Source organism: Streptomyces sp. NPDC047081, assembly GCF_040643775.1.
In the GTDB taxonomy this organism is placed as follows: Bacteria; Actinomycetota; Actinomycetes; order Streptomycetales; family Streptomycetaceae; genus Streptomyces.
In genome coordinates this window covers 66,802-84,186 of the sequence record NZ_JBEYUY010000023.1, presented here as the reverse complement: position 1 = coordinate 84,186, position 17,385 = coordinate 66,802, and the positions used below count along the sequence as shown (strand labels likewise).

The 17,385-nt window shown below is 71.1% G+C and carries 18 protein-coding genes; 7 read left to right on the top strand and 11 right to left on the bottom strand.

What is annotated here, in order from left to right:
* Positions 1-46: 46 nt before the first annotated feature.
* The 4 genes from ABZ848_RS34600 to ABZ848_RS34585 form a co-directional block, all read right to left on the bottom strand.
* Positions 47-457: an ATP-binding protein gene (locus ABZ848_RS34600; protein ID WP_360838337.1), complete on the bottom strand. Its 411-nt coding sequence runs from the start codon at positions 455-457 to the stop codon at positions 47-49.
* 95 nt (positions 458-552) lie between these two features.
* The gene (locus tag ABZ848_RS34595) at positions 553-2,109 is read right to left on the bottom strand and encodes an ABC transporter substrate-binding protein (protein WP_360838336.1); all 1,557 of its coding nucleotides are present in this window, start codon (positions 2,107-2,109) and stop codon (positions 553-555) included.
* 203 nt (positions 2,110-2,312) lie between these two features.
* Complete coding sequence (locus tag ABZ848_RS34590) at positions 2,313-3,653, bottom strand: metallophosphoesterase (RefSeq protein WP_360838335.1); 1,341 nt, start codon at positions 3,651-3,653, stop codon at positions 2,313-2,315.
* A 59-nt stretch (positions 3,654-3,712) separates the two neighbouring features.
* Positions 3,713-3,952: a hypothetical protein gene (locus tag ABZ848_RS34585; protein ID WP_360838334.1), complete on the bottom strand. Its 240-nt coding sequence runs from the start codon at positions 3,950-3,952 to the stop codon at positions 3,713-3,715.
* A gap of 91 nt (positions 3,953-4,043) precedes the next feature.
* Here ABZ848_RS34585 and ABZ848_RS34580 point away from each other — a divergent pair, with 91 nt between their 5' ends.
* Positions 4,044-5,342, top strand: a complete 1,299-nt coding sequence (locus ABZ848_RS34580) for a D-alanyl-D-alanine carboxypeptidase (protein WP_360838332.1) — start codon at positions 4,044-4,046, stop codon at positions 5,340-5,342.
* On the opposite strand, the gene ABZ848_RS34575 is transcribed toward ABZ848_RS34580, so the two are convergent.
* The 4 genes from ABZ848_RS34575 to ABZ848_RS34560 form a co-directional block, all read right to left on the bottom strand.
* Positions 5,290-6,243, bottom strand: coding sequence for a YihY/virulence factor BrkB family protein (locus tag ABZ848_RS34575; protein WP_360838330.1), 954 nt, complete (start codon positions 6,241-6,243; stop codon positions 5,290-5,292). The two genes, ABZ848_RS34580 and ABZ848_RS34575, sit on opposite strands and share 53 nt — an antisense overlap.
* A complete protein-coding gene (locus ABZ848_RS34570; RefSeq protein WP_360838472.1) occupies positions 6,231-6,659 on the bottom strand; it encodes a GtrA family protein in 429 nt (142 codons plus the stop codon). The genes ABZ848_RS34575 and ABZ848_RS34570 overlap by 13 nt, the downstream gene beginning before the upstream one ends.
* Positions 6,660-6,826: 167 nt before the next feature.
* Positions 6,827-7,837 carry a decaprenyl-phosphate phosphoribosyltransferase gene (locus tag ABZ848_RS34565; protein ID WP_360838328.1) on the bottom strand — a complete coding sequence of 337 codons (1,011 nt, stop codon included), beginning with the start codon at positions 7,835-7,837 and terminating at the stop codon, positions 6,827-6,829.
* Positions 7,830-8,348, bottom strand: coding sequence for a phosphatase PAP2 family protein (locus ABZ848_RS34560; RefSeq protein ID WP_360838326.1), 519 nt, complete (start codon positions 8,346-8,348; stop codon positions 7,830-7,832). The genes ABZ848_RS34565 and ABZ848_RS34560 overlap by 8 nt, the downstream gene beginning before the upstream one ends.
* A gap of 133 nt (positions 8,349-8,481) precedes the next feature.
* Between ABZ848_RS34560 and ABZ848_RS34555 the strand changes: the two genes are divergently transcribed.
* Positions 8,482-9,837, top strand: a complete 1,356-nt coding sequence (locus ABZ848_RS34555) for an FAD-binding oxidoreductase (RefSeq protein WP_360838325.1) — start codon at positions 8,482-8,484, stop codon at positions 9,835-9,837.
* Between the two features lie 12 nt (positions 9,838-9,849).
* Complete coding sequence (locus ABZ848_RS34550; RefSeq protein WP_360838324.1) at positions 9,850-10,605, top strand: decaprenylphospho-beta-D-erythro-pentofuranosid-2-ulose 2-reductase; 756 nt, start codon at positions 9,850-9,852, stop codon at positions 10,603-10,605.
* Positions 10,606-10,665: 60 nt separating this feature from the next.
* On the opposite strand, the gene ABZ848_RS34545 is transcribed toward ABZ848_RS34550, so the two are convergent.
* Both ABZ848_RS34545 and trpS read right to left on the bottom strand, forming a co-directional pair.
* Positions 10,666-11,244: a 2'-5' RNA ligase family protein gene (locus ABZ848_RS34545; protein WP_360838322.1), complete on the bottom strand. Its 579-nt coding sequence runs from the start codon at positions 11,242-11,244 to the stop codon at positions 10,666-10,668.
* A 136-nt stretch (positions 11,245-11,380) separates the two neighbouring features.
* Positions 11,381-12,394 carry a tryptophan--tRNA ligase gene (gene trpS / locus ABZ848_RS34540; RefSeq protein ID WP_360838321.1) on the bottom strand — a complete coding sequence of 338 codons (1,014 nt, stop codon included), beginning with the start codon at positions 12,392-12,394 and terminating at the stop codon, positions 11,381-11,383.
* Positions 12,395-12,483: 89 nt separating this feature from the next.
* On the opposite strand from trpS, the gene ABZ848_RS34535 reads away from it, so the two are divergent.
* The 4 genes from ABZ848_RS34535 (at position 12,484) to ABZ848_RS34520 (ending at position 15,880) form a co-directional block, all read left to right on the top strand.
* Positions 12,484-13,086, top strand: coding sequence for an RNA polymerase sigma factor (locus ABZ848_RS34535; protein ID WP_242771909.1), 603 nt, complete (start codon positions 12,484-12,486; stop codon positions 13,084-13,086).
* Entirely contained in the window at positions 13,073-14,077 is a 1,005-nt protein-coding gene (locus ABZ848_RS34530; RefSeq protein ID WP_360838319.1) for a hypothetical protein, read from the top strand. Before ABZ848_RS34535 ends, ABZ848_RS34530 begins: the two co-directional genes overlap by 14 nt.
* A 148-nt stretch (positions 14,078-14,225) precedes the next feature.
* Positions 14,226-14,906, top strand: coding sequence for a hypothetical protein (locus tag ABZ848_RS34525; RefSeq protein WP_360838317.1), 681 nt, complete (start codon positions 14,226-14,228; stop codon positions 14,904-14,906).
* A gap of 308 nt (positions 14,907-15,214) precedes the next feature.
* Positions 15,215-15,880, top strand: coding sequence for a hypothetical protein (locus ABZ848_RS34520; protein ID WP_360838470.1), 666 nt, complete (start codon positions 15,215-15,217; stop codon positions 15,878-15,880).
* Between the two features lie 51 nt (positions 15,881-15,931).
* Here ABZ848_RS34520 and ABZ848_RS34515 read toward each other — a convergent pair whose 3' ends face one another.
* The gene (locus ABZ848_RS34515; protein WP_360838315.1) at positions 15,932-17,383 is read right to left on the bottom strand and encodes a glycine hydroxymethyltransferase; all 1,452 of its coding nucleotides are present in this window, start codon (positions 17,381-17,383) and stop codon (positions 15,932-15,934) included.
* Positions 17,384-17,385 lie beyond the last annotated feature (2 nt).

The following is a 17,385-nucleotide window of genomic DNA, read 5'->3' as shown; positions in this document are numbered from 1 at the left end:
GCGCCGGGAGTCCTGGCACGACGGCTGTAGTTCCGCCGTAACTCCCCTACGGCGCTGACGTGTTGGCGATGACCAGGGCCCACACCGTCTTTCCGTGGCGGCCTCTGGTCCACACTCCCCAGGCCGCCGCGATGCCCTCCACCAGGTGCAGGCCCCGGCCGGTCTCCTCCCACTCCTCGACCACCCTCAGCCGGGGCACCAATTGGCCCTCGTCCGAGACCTCGATGAGGCACGAGCCGTCGGCGAGCGCGGTCACCGCGACCTCGAACTCCCGCTCCAGGAGCGGGCCGTGGCGTACGACGTTGGTGGCGAGCTCGGACACCAGCAGCACCGCGTCCTGCAGGGCAGGGTCGTCAGGCCCGTGGCCCCAGTCGGCCAGATGGTCCCGCACCCGGCGCCTGGCGAGACCGACGGAAGCCGGATGCCGGGGCAGCCGGAAGGAGTTGCGTCTCAGCACGTTTGCTCCTCACCCCACGCACACCTCCGTCACATCGTCCTGCGTTGGGTGGGCGCCCGGCGTCACTCGGGCGAATGTCAAGGCCGCGAGATCCGTCAGATCCAGTTCAGGCTCCACAGCCGGAACACGCCGGTGCCGTCGTCCAGATACTGGCTGCCGCCGACGTCCTCGCTGCTGAGGACGTACTCCTTGCCCTGCCACAGCGGGATCACCGGCACATCGCGGGCGACGTCCTGCTGGACCGTGCGGAAGTCGGAGGTGGCGTCGCCGCGGTCGGGGTACTGCTGGCTGCTGAGGATCAGATCGTCGACGGCCTTGTTGCTGTAGCCGGTGTTCATGGTGCCGTCGGTGCCGATGAGCGGGGCGCCGTAGGTGTCCGGGTCGGGGTAGTCGGCGACCCAGCCGACGGCGTACGCGTCCAGCTTGCCGGTCGCCCAGTGCTCCTGGAAGTCGGTCCACTCGTAACCCTTGAGCGTGACCTTGAACAGGCCGCCCGCCTCCAGCTGCTTCTTGAGCGCCTCGGCCTCCTCCTGGGAGGAGCCGCGGTTCTCGGCGTAGCCGTAGGTGAACTTGACCGGCACGCTCACGCCGGCCTCGGTGAGCAGCGTCTTCGCCTTGCTGACGTCCTGCTTGGGGTAGGCGTCGAAGAACGACGTGGTGTGGCCGGTGATGCCCGTCGGGATCAGCGAGTACAGCGGGTCCACGGTGCCCTCGTAGACCGTCGCCGCGAGCTCCTCGCGGTTGATCAGCCAGGCCATGGCCTGGCGGACCCGGACGTCGTGCAGGGGCGAGCTCGCGCGGGTGTTGAGGTAGAGGTTGCGGGTCTCGGAGCTGTCCGACTCGGAGACGCGCTGGTTCGGGTCGCTCGGCGAGAGCGCCGACAGCACCTTGGGCGGCAGCTGGCGGGTGGCGACGTCGATCTGCTTGTCGTCCCACGCCTTGTTCAGGGCGTTCGCGTCGGTGTAGTAGAGCAGGTCGATGGGCCGCCCGGTGCTGGAGAGCGCGCCCTGGTAGTGCTCGTTCGGGCTGAGGACGGCCTTCTTGTTCTTCTTGTACGACGTCAGTGTGTACGGCCCGGTGCCGTCGACACCCTGGTCGGTGCGCAGGCCGTTGCGCGGGTACTTGTGGCTGTCGACGATCGAGCCCGCCCCGGTGGCCACCTTGAACGGGAAGGTGGCGTCCCGCGAGGACAGGTGGAAGGTGACGGTCAGACCGTCCGCGTCCACCGACTTGAGGGTGGACAGCAGGGACGACGGACCGACCTCGGACTTGATCTTCTTGACCCGGTCGAAGGAGAACTTGACGTCCTCGGCGGTCATCGTGCGGCCACTGGGGAAGGTGAGCCCCTTGCGGAGCGTGCAGCGGTACGTCTCCAGGTCACTACCGGCGAATCCGCAGCTCTCGGCCGCGTCCGGTACCGGCGCGGCGCCGCCCGGCTCGAAGGTCAGCAGGGACTGGAAGACGTTGCTGAACAGCGCCCAGGAACCCGCGTCGTAGGCGCCGGCCGGATCGAGCGCCGTGACGGCGTCCGTGGTGCCGACCGAGATCGTCTTTCCCTTGTCCTCTTGCGACGGCAGCAACTGCCAGCCGCCGACTCCCACGCCTGCCAGTACGAGCAGCGTCGCGAGAATCCGCATGCGAACCGAGCGCATCGGTGGCCCTCTCCGGGCCCCACAGGCCCCGCCCCACATGCCACTCCCCTAGTGGCGCGGCTCACCTAATCACACGTATTTCACCTGGAGGAAGAGGGGTTTATTGAATTGAGAAAGAAGTTACCGCAAGGGGTTTCCAGCAGATTTCACAGCGCTCTCACAGAGTCTGCGGCGAACCGTTTCCACCGGGCCGCGCATTTCGGTCACGCGCGCGTGGACGCCAACTCGATCACCGTGATGTCCGACGGCGCGCCCACGCGCGTGGGCGGGCCCCAGGCGCCCGCGCCCCGGCTGACGTACAACTGCGTGTCGCCGTAGCGGTCCAGGCCCGCGAGGGTCGGATTGGCCGCTGCGGCAAGCAAGTTGCCGGGCCAGAGCTGGCCGCCGTGGGTGTGGCCGGAGAGCTGGAGGTCGACGTCGTGCTTGACGGCCTCGTGGATCTGGACGGGCTGATGGGCGAGGAGCACGCACGCGCGTGCCGGGTCGCGGTCGCCGAGCGCCTTGATGAAGTCGGGGCCCTGGCCCTCGCTCTCGCCCGCGATGTCGTTGACGCCTGCGAGGTCGAACCAGGGGAGTTCGGTACGGGCGTTCTCCAGGGGGCGCAGACCCAGCCGCCGTACCTCCTCGACCCACTGTGCGGCGCCGGAGAAGTACTCGTGGTTGCCGGTGACGAAGTAGGAGGGCGCCTTCAGCTGCCGCAGCGGGGCCGCCGCCGGGCCGAGGTCCTTCACGCTGCCGTCCACCAGGTCGCCGACGACCGCGACGATGTCGGGCTGCGTGGAGTTGATCGTGTGCACGACCTGCTCGGTGAAGCCGCGGCCGAGGATCGGGCCGAGGTGGATGTCGCTCACCACGGCGATCCGATAGCCGTGTGCCGCGCGCGGGAGCTTGGCCAGCGGCACGGTGACGCGCTTCACGCGGGGGCCGCGGAGGACGCCGTAGGTGCCGTAGCCAACGGTCGCGAAGGCGGCGGTGGCGGCGGCACCGGCGACCAGTCGGGAGACGAAGAGGCGGCGGGTGGGGGTTGGGAGGGGGGTCTCGGTGGAGGTGGGGAGAGGTGTCTCGGTGGAGGTGGTGAGGGGCGCTTGGGTGGGCGCGGGATCTTGGAGGGGCGCGGGTTTTGAGGCGGGCGCCGGTTCGGGGGTTGCGCGATCCGGCGTGGGCGCGGTGTCTGGGGTAGTGCGCACGGGCTCGCGCTCCGGCGCGCGCTCCGATTCGCGCGCCCGCCCTTCCAACACGCGCCGCAGCAGGGGGCGTACGAGCTCTCCCGCCACCACTGCCAGCAGCAGGTAGATCGACAGCGCGAGCCACAGGAAGCCCGGCCAGGCCAGGGTCTGCTGGAGCCAGAACGGTGCGCCCGTGCGTTCGCCGGCAAGGGCGCCGATCGCCGCCGCCCAGCCGCCCGCGATGAGCACCGCTCCCGCGCGGCGGGCGAGGCCCGGGCCCCGGGTGGTGTCGCGGAACAGGCGGCGCCACAGGTACCAGTTGGCAGCCACCAGGACGCCGAGGGCCAGCAGGGCGAATACGCCGAAGACAATGCCCACCGTGGAGTGAACCCCCGCTGTCGGTTCCATTGCCGTCCGGTTTGTTGCGGTACGGCTGGTTATGAAGTGCGGCGCAATGCGCGCAGTCCGCGCAACCCGATGCCCCCGACGACCGTCCCCAATACGAAGGAGACGACGGCCAGCGTGAGATGCACCCAGAAGAACGCTGTCGGGTGGCCGTCGTCGAAGGCCTGACCGCTGCTGTCCTTGACAAGGTTTTTGACGAAAGTGACCCAGATGACCCAGCTCCACACCCCGAAGGCGAGCAGGAACCAGGAGACCGGGCGGCTGAGCTTCATGGCTTCAGTATCGCCGCCCCGCCTCCGGCTCCGTCCCCGGGGTGGGGTGGGAGGTGGGACTTCACGCCCCGTGGCATGTACGTTCTCGTCCGTGCCCGCACCCAAGAAGACCGTCAGGCGATCCCTGCTGGTCACCTCAGCCGCCCTGTCGTCGCTCGCGCTGACCGCGCCCGCAGCCCTCGCGGCCCCCAGTCCCTCGACGAGCCCGTCCCCGAGCGCCTCGGCAAGCCCGTCGGCCACTCCCCCGGCGAACATGTCGAGCGTGGGCGGCACGCGGCTGGGGCAGCCGGGCACTCAGGTCGACCTGGGCAGCGGCGCCCCGGTGATCCCCAAGGACATCACCGCGCGCTCCTGGATCGTCGCCGACGCCGAGTCGGGCGAGGTGCTCGCCGCACACAACGCGCACTGGCGGCTGCCCCCGGCGAGCACGATGAAGATGCTGTTCGCCGACACGGTGCTGCCGAAGTTCCCGAGGAGCGAGAAGCACAAGGTCGTCCCCGCCGACCTGGCCGGCATGGGCGCCGGCTCCAGCATGGTCGGGATAAAGGAGGGCGAGACGTACACGGTCCACGACCTGTGGCTCGGCGTCTTCCTGCGCTCCGGAAACGACGCCGTGCACGTGCTGTCGGCGATGAACGGCGGCGTCGACGACACCGTCAAGGAGATGAACGAGCACGCCGAGGAGCTCCAGGCGCTCGACACGAACGTGGTCACGCCCGACGGCTACGACGCTCCCCGGCAGGTCTCGTCGGCGTACGACCTGACGCTGTTCGCCCGCTCCGGGCTGCAGAAGAAGGACTTCCGCGAGTACTGCTCGACGGTTCGCGCCAAGTTCCCCGGCGAGACGACGAAGGGCAAGAAGGGCAAGTCGGTCCGCGAGTCCTTCGAGATCCAGAACACCAACCGGCTGCTCAGCGGCGACTCCGACGTGCCCGTCTACCAGGGCATCGCCGGCGTCAAGAACGGCAACACGACCAACGCGGGCGCGACCTTCACCGGCGTCGCCGAGCGCAACGGCCGGGTGCTCCTCGTCACGGTCATGAACCCGTCCAAGGACGAGCACAACGAGGTCTACAAGGAGACCGCCAAGCTCTTCGACTGGGGCTTCCAGGCGGCCGGCAAGGCGCGTGCGGTGGGTGAGCTGGTGCCGCCGAAGAGCGCCGCGCAGGCGAGCGCCCAGCCGGGTGCGAACGCCTCCGCGGACCAGGCGGGCGGCGAGGACTCCTCGGCCGCGCCCAGGACGAAGGCCGCGGCCGAGGAGTCCTCCGGCGGCATGGGGGTCGCGTTCGCGATCACCGGCGGGCTGCTGGTGCTGCTGGCCGCCGCCGCGTTCCTGGTCAACCGCCGCTGGCCGCTGCCCGACCTGGTACGTCGTCGTCCTCGTCCCTGACCTTGCGGACCACGCCCTCCCGGTCCTCGCGGTCCCACTCCTCGATCTCCTGCTCCTTGCTCTGTGTCGCCGTCCAGGCGGCGCAGAACAGGACCAGCTTCGAGGTGAAGTTGATCCACAGCAGCAGGGCCACGGGGACGCCGAAGGCGCCGTACATGCTCTTCGCGGCGACGCCCTGCATGTAGCCGCTCAGCAGCGTCTTCAGCAGCTCGAAGCCGACCGCGCCGATCAGTGCCGCGACCATCAGACGGCGGCGGTGCGGTTCGACGCCGGGCAGCAGCGTGAGGACGTACAGGAGCAGCAGGAAGTCCGCGAACACGGCGACGGAGAACGCGACGACGTACAGCAGGATCCCGCCCCAGCCGCCCTTGTCGATGCCGAGCCGCTCGGTGATCCAGCCGACCATCGCGGAGGCGACGGTGGAGGCGGCGAGCGTGATGAGGACCGCGCCGCCGAGGCCGATGAGGATGCCCAGGTCCTTCGCCTTGCGCAGGAGCGGGTTCTCCTCCCCGTCGGGCAGCTCCCACACCGCCCGCAGACACTCGCGCATGGAGCCGGCCCAGCCGATGCCGGTGAACAGCAGCAGGGCGCCGGCGATGAGACCGATGGTGCCCGCGTTCTGGACCAGGTTGTTGATGTCGAGCTGGTCCGAGATGCCGGGCACCTGCTCGGCGATCTTGTCCTGCAGATCGTTCTGCTGCTGCTCGCTGAGCGTGGCGGCGGCGATCGCGGCGGCCACCGTGAGCAGCGGGAACAACGCGATGAAACTTGTGAACGTCATCGCGGCCGCCAGGCGCGTCCACTTCACGCGGTCGAGCCGTTCGTACGACCGCCACGCGTGCGTGGCCGTCAGGCGCGCCACCAGCGGCCCGACGACGGGGAGCTTTTTCAGCCAGTCCATGATCCGACTCTGCCCTCGGTGCGGAAGACCAATGTGCGAGTACCCCAAAAGCGCAGCACTGTGGCGAGCGCCATGCCGATTCCCGCTCCGGATACGGTGTCCGCACGCTGCGAGGTGAGGCCGAGACCGTAGTGGCTCACGGCCAGGCAGAGTAGTTGTACGACGGCTCCGGCGATGTTCACCGCGAAGAACACGGCGTAGGGGCGCACGCCCTTCACGCGCGCGTGCCGGTACGTACCGAGCGCGTTCCCCGCGTACGCCACCGAGCAGCCGGCGAGGAACGAGAGCGCCTTGGCGGTGATCGGGTCGAACCCGGCGGGTCCGCGCAGGAACGTGAACAGGGCGAGGTCGACGGCGTAGGCGAGGAGGCCGACGGCGGCGAAGCCGACGAGTTCACGGCGGGGCGGGGAGCTCAGGCGGGCCGGGCGGGGCTGGAGGCTTGGACGGGCCGGGTGAGGCTGGGGGCTTGGGCGGGCCGGGTGAGGCTGAGGGCTTGGGCACGCGCTCGAGGTCGGCGATTCGCCGCCGTCTCTCCACGCGCGCGTGGCCGGCGGTTCGCTTCGGTACGTCCACGCGCGTGTGCTCACCAATTCGCCACCGCCAGGCCGTACATCGCGAGCCAGACCAGGCCGATGAGGGCGAGGGCGCGGTCGCGCAGGACGACGTCCTCGGGCTCGCCCGCGGTGCCGCGGTCGGCGAAGACGGCGTATCTGAGGATGGCGAGGATGAAGGCGACCATGGACAGCTGGCGCCAGGGCAGCACGCTGGTGTGCGGGACGCCGCCCTCCTCGAGGGCCCACAGGCAGTAGCCGAGCACGGCGACGCCGGCCGCGAGCTGCCACACGAAGCGGAGATAGCCGGTGGTGTACTCGGTGAGCAACGCGCGCGTGGCGCCCGCTTTCCCGGCCATCTGCACGGCCTCGGAGTAGCGCTTGGCCGACACCATGAAGAGCGCGCCGAACCCGGTCGTGATCAGGAACCAGCGGGAGAGCGGGATCCCCAGGGCCAGCCCGCCGATCATGGCCCGCATCAGGAACCCGGTCGTGACGACCACGAGGTCGACGACCAGGACGTGCTTGAGGCTGACGCAGTACGCCAGTTGCATGCCCAGGTAGGCCGTCAGCAGCGCCGCGACGACCGGCGAGACCAGCCAGACCGCGGCGACCGGCGCGAGCACCCCGAGGGCGCCTCCGACGGCGTACGCGGCGGGCACGGGCACGTCTCCCGCGGCCACCGGGCGGTGGCGCTTGGTGGGGTGCGCGCGGTCGGCCTCGGCGTCCCGGGCGTCGTTGATCAGGTAGACGGCGGCGGCGCAGGCGGTGAACAGCACGAAGACCAGGGCGAGTTGGGCGAGCGCGTGGCGCGAGAAGAGCTGGCCGGCGGCGGCCGGGGCGGCGACGACCAGGAGGTTCTTGACCCACTGCTTGGGGCGGGCGGTCCTGAGCAGGCCGCGCAGGAGCGCGCCGGCGCCGCCGCGCGGGGTGCGGGCGCCTTTGTGCTGGGGTGGTGCGGGGGTCCGGTGGGGCGTGCGTTGCTCGAGAAGCGCCGTGTCGTGGGTGCGTGCGCCTCCCGTGATGGGCGCTGTCTCAGTCATGCGCGCCCCCCGCCATCCAGCGCGACCCGGCGCGCGCCGTGAGCGCCCCGAGGGCCGCGCCCGCGGCCACGTCCGAGGGGTAGTGGACGCCGACGACCAGGCGCGAGAGGCACATCGCGGCGGCGAGCGGCGGGATCGCGTGGGCGCCGAGCGCTCCATAGGCGACGGCGGCGGCCGCGGCGGAGGTCGCGTGCGAGCTCGGGAAGGAGTGCCGCCCGGCGGTGCGCACGAGGGGTTCGACGTGTGCCGGGCGCGGACGGCGCACCACCCTTTTCACGCCCATGCTGACGAGGTGCGCGCCCGCGGTGAGCGCCGTGCCGCGCAACCAGGCGCCGCGCCGCGCGCCGTCCACGGCGGCTCCCGCGAGGCCGGCCGCGAGCCACAGCGCACCGTGCTCACCGGCCCAGGAGAGGGCGCGTGCGGCACCGGCGACGCGCGGGTCGCTCCCGCACGCCCGGAACACGGAAAGGATTCGGCGGTCCATATGGTCCATGTCATCCATGTCGTCCATGTGGACTCACTGTTCACGTCAACACCGCCGGAACTCCGGCAATATTGAGCGACATCCCATTAATCACCCATTTCGGGGAGAGCATTCACGTTTCAAAACTAATCGGTCACAGATGGGCGATACGGTCACCTTCATGTCTGCCGACACCGCTCCCGTGACCGTCACCGGATGGGGCCGCACCGCGCCCACCGCGGCCCGTCTGATCCGCCCCCGGACGTACGAGGAGGCTGCCGCCGCCGTCCGGGACTGCGGAGCCCGCGGAAGCATCCCCAGGGGCCTGGGACGGGCGTACGGGGACGCGGCGCAGAACGCCGGCGGTGCGGTGCTCGACATGACGGGCCTGGACCGCGTCCACGCCATCGACGCCGACGGCGGCACGGTGCTGTGCGACGCGGGCGTCTCCCTGCACCGGCTGATGGAGGTGCTGCTGCCGCTGGGCTGGTTCGTGCCGGTGACGCCGGGCACGCGTTATGTGACCGTCGGCGGTGCGATCGGCGCCGACATCCACGGCAAGAACCACCACGTGTCCGGCTCCTTCTCGCGGCACGTCCTGTCGCTCGAACTCCTCACCGCCGACGGCGAGATCCGCACGGTGAGCAGCGGCACGCCCCTGTTCGACGCGACCGCGGGCGGCATGGGCCTCACCGGCGTGATCCTGACCGCCACCATCCGGTTGCTGCCCGTCGAGACGTCGCTGATGTCGGTCGACACCGAGCGTGCGACGGACCTCGACGACCTGATGGCGCGGCTGACCGCCGACGACCACCGCTACCGCTACTCGGTCGCCTGGATCGACCTGCTGGCACGCGGCACGGCGACGGGCCGCGCGGTCCTCACCCGCGGCGACCACGCGCCCCTGGACGCGCTGCCTGCACGCGCGCGTAGAGGACCGTTGGATTTCCGGACCCCGCAGTTCCCGGCCGCCCCCGCCTTCTTCCCGGAGGGCCTGCTGAGCCGTACGACCGTGGGTCTCTTCAACGAGCTCTGGTACCGCAAGGCACCACGCGCGCGTACCGGCCAACTGCAGAAGATCTCCACCTTCTTCCACCCCCTGGACGGCGTGCCCCACTGGAACCGCGTCTACGGCCGCGGCGGCTTCGTGCAGTACCAGTTCGTCGTCGGTCACGGCCGGGAGGACACCCTGCGCCGGATCGTGCGGCGCATCTCCGAGCACCGCTGCCCGTCCTTCCTGGCCGTCCTCAAGCGCTTCGGGGAGGCCGACCCGGGCTGGCTCTCCTTCCCGGTGCCCGGCTGGACGCTCGCCCTGGACATCCCGGCCGCGCTGCCCGGCCTCGGCGGCTTCCTGGACGAGCTCGACGAGGAGGTCGCGGCGGCCGGTGGCCGCGTCTACCTCGCCAAGGACTCCCGGCTGCGCCCCGAACTCCTCGCCGCGATGTACCCGCGCCTCGACGACTTCCGCGCCCTGCGCGCCGAACTCGACCCGCGCGCGGTGTTCACCTCGGACCTGTCCCGCCGTCTCGCCCTCTAGGAGCTGCTCGTCGTGAAGGACGCCTTCGGTCTCCCCCAGTCCCTGCTCGTCCTCGGCGGTACGTCCGAGATCGCGCTCGCCACCGCCCGCCGTCTGATCGCGCGCCGCACGCGCGTGGTGTGGCTCGCCGGGCGCCCCTCGCCCGCCCTGGAGCAGGCGGCCGAGCAACTGCGCGGCAGCGGCGCGGACGTGCACACCGTCGCCTTCGACGCGCTCGACCCCGGCTCCCACGAGACCGTGCTCGGCAAGGTCTTCGCGGAGGGCGACGTCGACATGGTGCTGCTCGCCTTCGGGATCCTCGGCGACCAGGCGAACGACGAGCGCGAGCCGGCCGCCGCGGTGCGGGTCGCGCAGACCAACTACACGGGCGCGGTGTCGGCGGGCCTGGTGAGCGCACGCGCGTTGCAGGCACAAGGGCACGGCTCCCTGGTGGTGCTCTCCTCGGTCGCCGGCGAGCGGGCCCGCCGCAGCAACTTCATCTACGGCTCCAGCAAGGCCGGCCTGGACGCCTTCGCGCAGGGCCTGGGCGACGCGCTGCACGGCACGGGCGTGCACGTCATGGTCGTACGCCCCGGGTTCGTGCGCTCCAAGATGACCGCCGGGCTCCCGGAAGCACCGCTCGCGACGACTCCGGAGGCGGTCGCCACCGCCGTGGAGCTGGGGCTGCGGCGGCGCTCGGAGACGGTTTGGGTGCCGGGCACGCTGCGTATGGTGATGTCGGTGCTGCGGCACGTCCCGCGCGGGGTGTTCCGCCGGCTGCCGATCTAGGCGGGCCGCTCCGGGCGCGAGCTTGCGGCCGGGTGCCGCGGGCCGCGGCGAAACAAGCGGCTACCGGCTGCCGATGGTGCCGTGCTCGACGTGGCCTGCCTGCGGCGGCACGACGGCGCCCCCGAAGGCGTACTCGCGCAGCTTGCGCCACACGCCGTCCTCGCCCTGTTCGTACAGCGCGAAACCGGTGCACGGCCAGTCGGCCTCGTAGTCGGCGAGTTCCTCGAAGGCGCGGTCCATCGACTCCTCGTCGATGCCGTGCGCGACGGTGACGTGCGGGTGGTACGGGAACGCCAGTTCGCGTGCCACCGGGCCGGAGGCGTCGCGGACCTGCTTCTGCAGCCAGGTGCAGGCCTCGCCGCCCTCCACGACCCGCACGAAGACGACGGGCGACAGGGGCCGGAAGGTCCCGGTGCCCTGCAGCCGCATCGGGAACGGCCGGCCGGCCGCGGCGACCTCGGTCAGATGCGCCTCGATGGCCGGCAGGTCCGCGCTGTCCACCTCCGTCGGCGGCAGCAGGGTGACGTGCGTGGGGATGCCGTGAGCAGCGGCGTCGCCGAAGCCCGCGCGCAGCTGCTGGAGCTGGCTGCCCTGTGGCTCCGGGACCGCGATCGACACGCCGATCGTTACGGTCCCCACGTCGTCTCCTGTCGTCGTGACGGATTTGTTCCGGGCCGTCGGCTATCGACTGTACGGCCACGGCTGTGTTGCGGGCAGGCGCAACCATAGTGATGTGCAGCGCTCTGCCCGGTGGTACGTCTGTGCGAGGTGCGCGTCAGTGCTTGGCGGGCAGGAAGCCCACCCGGTCGTAGGCCTGGGAGAGGGTCTCCGCGGCCACGGCACGCGCCTTCTCGGCCCCCTTGGCCAGAATCGAGTCCAGCGTCTCCGAGTCGTCGAGGTACTGCTGGGTGCGCTCCCTGAACGGCGTCACGAACTCGACCATGACCTCGGCGAGGTCCGTCTTGAGCGCGCCGTACATCTTGCCCTCGTACTCCTGCTCCAGCTCGGCGATCGACTTGCCGGTGAGGGTCGAGTAGATGGTGAGCAGGTTGCTGACGCCCGGCTTGTTCTCGGCGTCGTAGCGGATGACGGTGTCGGTGTCGGTGACCGCGCTCTTGACCTTCTTCGCGGTGGCCTTGGGGTCGTCGAGGAGGTTGATGAGGCCCTTCGGCGTGGACGCCGACTTGCTCATCTTGATCGACGGGTCCTGCAGGTCGTAGATCTTCGCCGTCTCCTTGAGGATGTACGGCTTCGGGATCGTGAAGGTCTCGCCGAAGCGGCCGTTGAAGCGCTCGGCGAGGTCGCGGGTCAGCTCGATGTGCTGGCGCTGGTCCTCGCCGACCGGCACCTCGTTGGCCTGGTACAGCAGGATGTCCGCGACCTGGAGGATCGGGTACGTGAACAGGCCGACGCTGGCCCGGTCCGCGCCCTGCTTGGCGGACTTGTCCTTGAACTGGGTCATGCGGGAGGCCTCGCCGAAGCCGGTGAGGCAGTTCATGACCCAGGCGAGCTGGGCGTGCTCGGGTACGTGGCTCTGGACGAAGAGCGTGCAGCGCTCCGGGTCGAGGCCCGCGGCGAGCAGCTGGGCGGTGGCGAGCCGGGTGTTGGCCCGCAGCTCCGCCGGGTCCTGCGGAACCGTGATCGCGTGCAGGTCGACGACCATGTAGAACGCGTCGTGGGACTCCTGCAGGGCCACCCACTGGCGGACGGCGCCGAGATAGTTGCCGAGGTGGAACGAGCCTGCGGTGGGCTGGATTCCGGAGAGCACGCGGGGTCGGTCAGAGGCCATGTTCACCATTCTCTCAGGTGTCGGGGGCCGATCCGGAACTGGTCGGAAACAGATGGGAACCGATCCGTCCCCGGCGGTGTAACAAAGGTGTGAGGACGCGGGAGGGGGGCCGCATCGTCGATGAGGCCGCGGTGATCGCCCGCGTACGCGCCGGAGAGCCGGAGGCGTACGCGGAGCTGGTGCGGGCCCATACGGGCATCGCGCTCAGGGCGGCCGCGGCGCTCGGGGCAGGTGCGGACGCAGAGGACGTGGTGCAGCAGGCCTTCGTGAAGGCGTACTGCGCGCTGGGCAGGTTCCGGGACGGCTCGGCCTTCAAGCCTTGGCTGCTGTCGATCGTGGCCAATGAGACGAGGAACACAGTGCGCACGGCGGCGCGACAGCGCACGCTCGCCGGCCGGGAGGCGGCCTTCGTCGAGGCGGAGCCGCTGATACCGGAATCGGCGGACCCGGCGGTGGCGACCCTCCAGACCGAGCGCCGCGCGGCCCTCCTGTCCGCCGTCGAGAAGCTGAGCGAGGAGCACCGCCTGGTCGTGACCTACCGCTATCTCCTGGAGATGGACGAGTCCGAGACGGCCCAGGCCCTGGGCTGGCCTCGCGGGACGGTCAAGTCCCGGCTCAACCGCGCCCTGCGCAAGCTGGGCCGACTACTGCCGGATTTCGAGCCTCGGGAAGGGGGTGATGAGCGTGAGTGAGGGACGACAGTCGTACGGCGGTGAGGGCGGCCGTGGCCCGGAGGGCGCCGGGGGCCGGGGGCCGCGCGGGCGTGGCGGTGACCGGGGTCCGGGTGCGCGGGGACGCTCGCGGGGGCGAGGAGATGAGGATGTCTCCCGGCTGCCGGAGGAGCTGAAGGCGCTGGGCCGGTCGCTGGACGCGGCCGACGGTTCCGGGGGCTCGGAGACGATGGTCGAGCGGGTGCTGGGTCAGATACTGGCCGAGCAGCTGCCTGCCCCGGTGGCCGAGCCGCGGGGCGCACGCGAACGGCTGCGGGCGGTCAGACGCTGGACACGGCTGCGGTGGCGCTCGCTGACCGCGGCGTTGTGCGGCCTGCTGACGGTGCTCGCGCTCACGCCTCCGGTGCGGGCCGCGGTGATCGACTGGTTCGACTTCGGCGGGGTCGAGGTGCGGTATGACCCGTCGGCGGTGCCCTCGCCCGGCGCCGAGGTGCCCGACTGCGGCAGATCGGTGTCGCTCGGGCAGGCCGAGCGCCGGGCCGGCTTCGAGCCGGTGGTGCCGGACGCGTTGGGTGTACCGGACACGGTGGCGGTCACCGGCGAGCCGCAGGCGCGGTTCCTGGTCAGCCTGTGCTGGCGAGAGGGCGGGGACACGGTCCGGCTGGACGAGTTCCCCGCCTGGCTGGACGTCGGCTTCGCCAAGACGCTGCGGGATCCTCCGGAGTGGCTGGAGCTGGGCGGACAGCCGACCGCGGACGGCGTCCAGGAGTACGCCCTGTGGTTCCCGCGTCCGCATCTGCTGAGCTTCTGGCTGGTCGACGCGGACGGCGACCGCTTCACCCGCAAGGACCGGACAGCCGGACCGACGCTGCTGTGGACCCACCGGACCGCTGAGGGGGCGGTGACGCTGCGGTTGGAGGGGGTGGCGCCGAAGGCCCGTGCCGTGCAGATCGCGAAGTCGCTGGAGGACCCGGCCGGGGAGTCCGGGAGGTCGGGGAAGCCCGCCAAATAGTTCGCGGAGGGTGGGAACCCCGGCGGGTCGGGCGGTGTACCAGAAGTGACACACGGCTCGCGGACGGGCCGCAGGGGACGACTGGTTGGGGGATGCGATGCGTGGATGGAGGCGCAGGGTTCGTGAACTTGCCGCACTGGCAGGGGCGTTGACGGCAACGCTGGCGCTGATGGTGTGGGGCGCGTCATCGGCTTCGGCGGGCGGCCCGACGAGCGTGCTGGTGACCTCGCCGTCGAGCGGGGAGGTTGAGGCGCTGTATTACTCGGACAAAGAGTACGGAGAGCTGGCGCACCTGCTGGGCCCACCGGACACAGGCACCCGGGAGACGCCTCCGGGGACCGATCTGGCGAACGCCCGCCAGATAAACGTCACTTGGCTCGCCCACGACATATCGCCGTGGCGGACGGACCGGGTCTTCCCCGGCGACTCGGCGACCGAGGCCGTCTGGATCCACACGGCGGCACACGTGCCGGACACGATGAACGGCTACTGGCACCGCGCCGACCACCCCACCGAGTTGCGCGCCCTGCTGAAGAAGCTGGGCGTTATGGGCAGGGCCACCAAGGGCGAGGGTTACTCCGGGATCTTCCCGGCACCTTGGGAGTCGGAGGGGGTGGATGCCGACGCCGGGACGGCCTCGCTGACAGTCGGCACGCCGACGCCGGACGACGGCACGGACTGGTGGGCCAACTGGTGGTGGACGTTGCCGGGGGCGGCGATCGGGGCGGGGCTGGCGCTGGTGCTGCGGCCGTACGTGTCACGGCTGTCCGACGGTGAGTGGAGGCGGGCGCGGGAGGACGGGCCGAGGCAGGAGTTGCGGGACGTATGAGGAGTGGTCGCTGGGGAGGGGGACGGATGAGGGGCCGGAGGGAACGGGACGGAGAGGGGGCGGGCAGGGGGAGGACGCAGGCGCGGCTTGCAGCACTGGTGCCGGCGGTGGTGGCGCTCGGGGGGTGCGTGGTGTGTGGGGTGCTGGTGGCGTACGCGGGGGCGGTGGGTGGCTCGGCGGACGCAGGGGCCGTGGGCGACTCGGCGGACGGGGTGATCGCTGCGGGCGTCGCGGTGGACAGAGCGGTCTATGCGAGCCCCGTTACGGACGACGCGCTGCCTGCGGGGCGGGGATCTGCGGCACTGGCGATGACCGAGCATCCGCAGGCTTCACCGACCCAGGCCCGGGATGTCCCCGACCTGGCCATGATCGTCGCCGGCGGCACCGGGCGGACGATGGTGCTGCAGTCCGGTGAGCCGGCCTTCGCCCGGCTGCGGCAGCTGCTGCGACCGAGCTACACCGGGACGGAGCGGGTGCCGGAGGCGTGGAGCGAGGGGCGTTATCCGCCGGTGGCCTTCACGGTGATGTGGGGGCTGACGGGGGTCGGGGGCTGGCCGCAGACGAACCGGGCGCCGGGCGGTGATGTGGCTGTCGAGCGGCAGGATCAGCTGTTCGTGGCGACGGACGGTACGCCTTGGATACGCAGCGATCCCGCGCCGGATGTGGCCGACGACGACATCCGCTGGCATCGGGCGCCGCGCTCGGTGTTCGCACAGCTGGAGCGGGAGAAGGTGCTGGTCGGACTGGGTGAGGGGGTATCTACGGCTGGAGACTTCGGGGAGGGAGGCGCCACGGGGCGGGCTGCCGGGGAACGGGGTGACGAGGGCCGCGGCAGCGTCTGGTGGGCGGCGCCGGGGCTGGCTGTCGGGGTTGTGGTCGGGGTCGGCGGGAGCCTGCTGATACGCCGCGCGGCGGCCCGGCCGGGTGGCGGACCGCCGCGGGAGGAGCCACGACAGGAACTCATCGATCTCTGAGAGCCGATCCTTGACAACTCAAGAGGGAGCGCAGGCCGGCCAGGGGCGTGCTCAGCCCAGGTCGATCTCCGGGTAGAGCGGGAAGCCGGCCACGAGGTCGGTGGCGCGGCGGGAGATCTCGTCGGCGATCTTCGGGTCGAGGATGTGCTGGGCCTTGGAGGGGGCGCCCGACTTGGTGGTGCCCGGCTCGGCGGTGGTCAGGACGCGGTCGATGAGGCCGGCGACCTCGTCCATCTCGGCGGTGCCGAGGCCGCGCGTGGTCAGCGCGGGGGTGCCGATGCGGATGCCGGAGGTGTACCAGGCGCCGTTCGGGTCGGCGGGGATGGCGTTGCGGTTGGTGACGATGCCGGACTCCAGGAGGGCGGCCTCGGCCTGGCGGCCGGTGAGGCCGTAGGAGGTGGCGACGTCGATCAGGTTGAGGTGGTTGTCCGTGCCGCCGGTGACCAGGGTCGCGCCACGGCGCATCAGGCCTTCCGCCAGGGCCCGGGAGTTGTCGACGATGCGCTGGGCGTAGTCCTGGAAGGAGGGTCGGCGGGCCTCGGCGAGGGCGACGGCCTTGGCGGCCATGACGTGCGGGAGCGGGCCGCCGAGGACCATCGGGCAGCCGCGGTCGACCTGGTCCTTGAGGGAGTCGTCGCACAGGACCATGCCGCCGCGCGGGCCGCGCAGCGACTTGTGGGTGGTGGTGGTGACGATCTGGGCGTGCGGGACCGGGTCGAAGTCGCCGGTCAGCACCTTGCCCGCGACCAGGCCGGCGAAGTGCGCCATATCGACCATCAGGGTCGCGCCGACCTCGTCGGCGATCTCTCGCATGATGCGGAAGTTCACCAGGCGGGGGTAGGCGGAGTAGCCGGCGACGATGATCAGCGGCTTGAACTCACGGGCGGAGGCGCGCAGGGCCTCGTAGTCGATGAGGCCGGTGGCCGGGTCGGTGCCGTAGGAGCGCTGGTCGAACATCTTGCCGGAGATGTTCGGGCGGAAGCCGTGGGTGAGGTGGCCGCCCGCGTCCAGGGACATGCCGAGCATGCGCTGGTTGCCGAAGGCCTGGCGGAGCTCGGCCCAGTCGGCGTCGGTGAGGTCGTTCACCTGGCGGGCGCCGGTCTTCTCCAGGAAGGGGGCCTCGACGCGGTCGGCGAGGACCGACCAGAAGGCGACGAGGTTGGCGTCGATGCCGGAGTGCGGCTGGACATAGGCGTGGCGGGCGCCGAAGAGTTCCTTGGCGTGCTCGGCGGCGAGGGACTCGACGGTGTCGACGTTGCGGCAGCCGGCGTAGAAGCGGCGGCCGATGGTGCCCTCGGCGTACTTGTCGCTGAACCAGTTGCCCATCGCGAGGAGGGTGGCCGGGGAGGCGTAGTTCTCGGAGGCGATCAGCTTGAGCATCTCGCGCTGGTCGTGGACTTCCTGGCCGATGGCGTCGGCGACCCGGGGTTCGACGGCGCGGATCACGTCGAGGGCGGCTCGGAAGGCGGTGGACTCGGTGGAGAGGGGCTGCTGCTCTGACATGT

Coding starts and splice junctions, on each gene's coding strand:
- ABZ848_RS34595 (WP_360838336.1), bottom strand. CDS start 2,109: ATGCGCTCGGTTCGCATGCGGATTCTCGCGACGCTGCTCGTACTGGCA.
- ABZ848_RS34585 (WP_360838334.1), bottom strand. CDS start 3,952: ATGAAGCTCAGCCGCCCGGTCTCCTGGTTCCTGCTCGCCTTCGGGGTG.
- ABZ848_RS34575 (WP_360838330.1), bottom strand. CDS start 6,243: ATGGACTGGCTGAAAAAGCTCCCCGTCGTCGGGCCGCTGGTGGCGCGC.
- ABZ848_RS34565 (WP_360838328.1), bottom strand. CDS start 7,837: ATGACTGAGACAGCGCCCATCACGGGAGGCGCACGCACCCACGACACG.
- ABZ848_RS34560 (WP_360838326.1), bottom strand. CDS start 8,348: ATGGACGACATGGATGACATGGACCATATGGACCGCCGAATCCTTTCC.
- ABZ848_RS34555 (WP_360838325.1), top strand. CDS start 8,482: ATGTCTGCCGACACCGCTCCCGTGACCGTCACCGGATGGGGCCGCACC.
- trpS (WP_360838321.1), bottom strand. CDS start 12,394: ATGGCCTCTGACCGACCCCGCGTGCTCTCCGGAATCCAGCCCACCGCA.
- ABZ848_RS34530 (WP_360838319.1), top strand. CDS start 13,073: ATGAGCGTGAGTGAGGGACGACAGTCGTACGGCGGTGAGGGCGGCCGT.
- ABZ848_RS34520 (WP_360838470.1), top strand. CDS start 15,215: ATGACCGAGCATCCGCAGGCTTCACCGACCCAGGCCCGGGATGTCCCC.
- ABZ848_RS34515 (WP_360838315.1), bottom strand. CDS start 17,383: ATGTCAGAGCAGCAGCCCCTCTCCACCGAGTCCACCGCCTTCCGAGCC.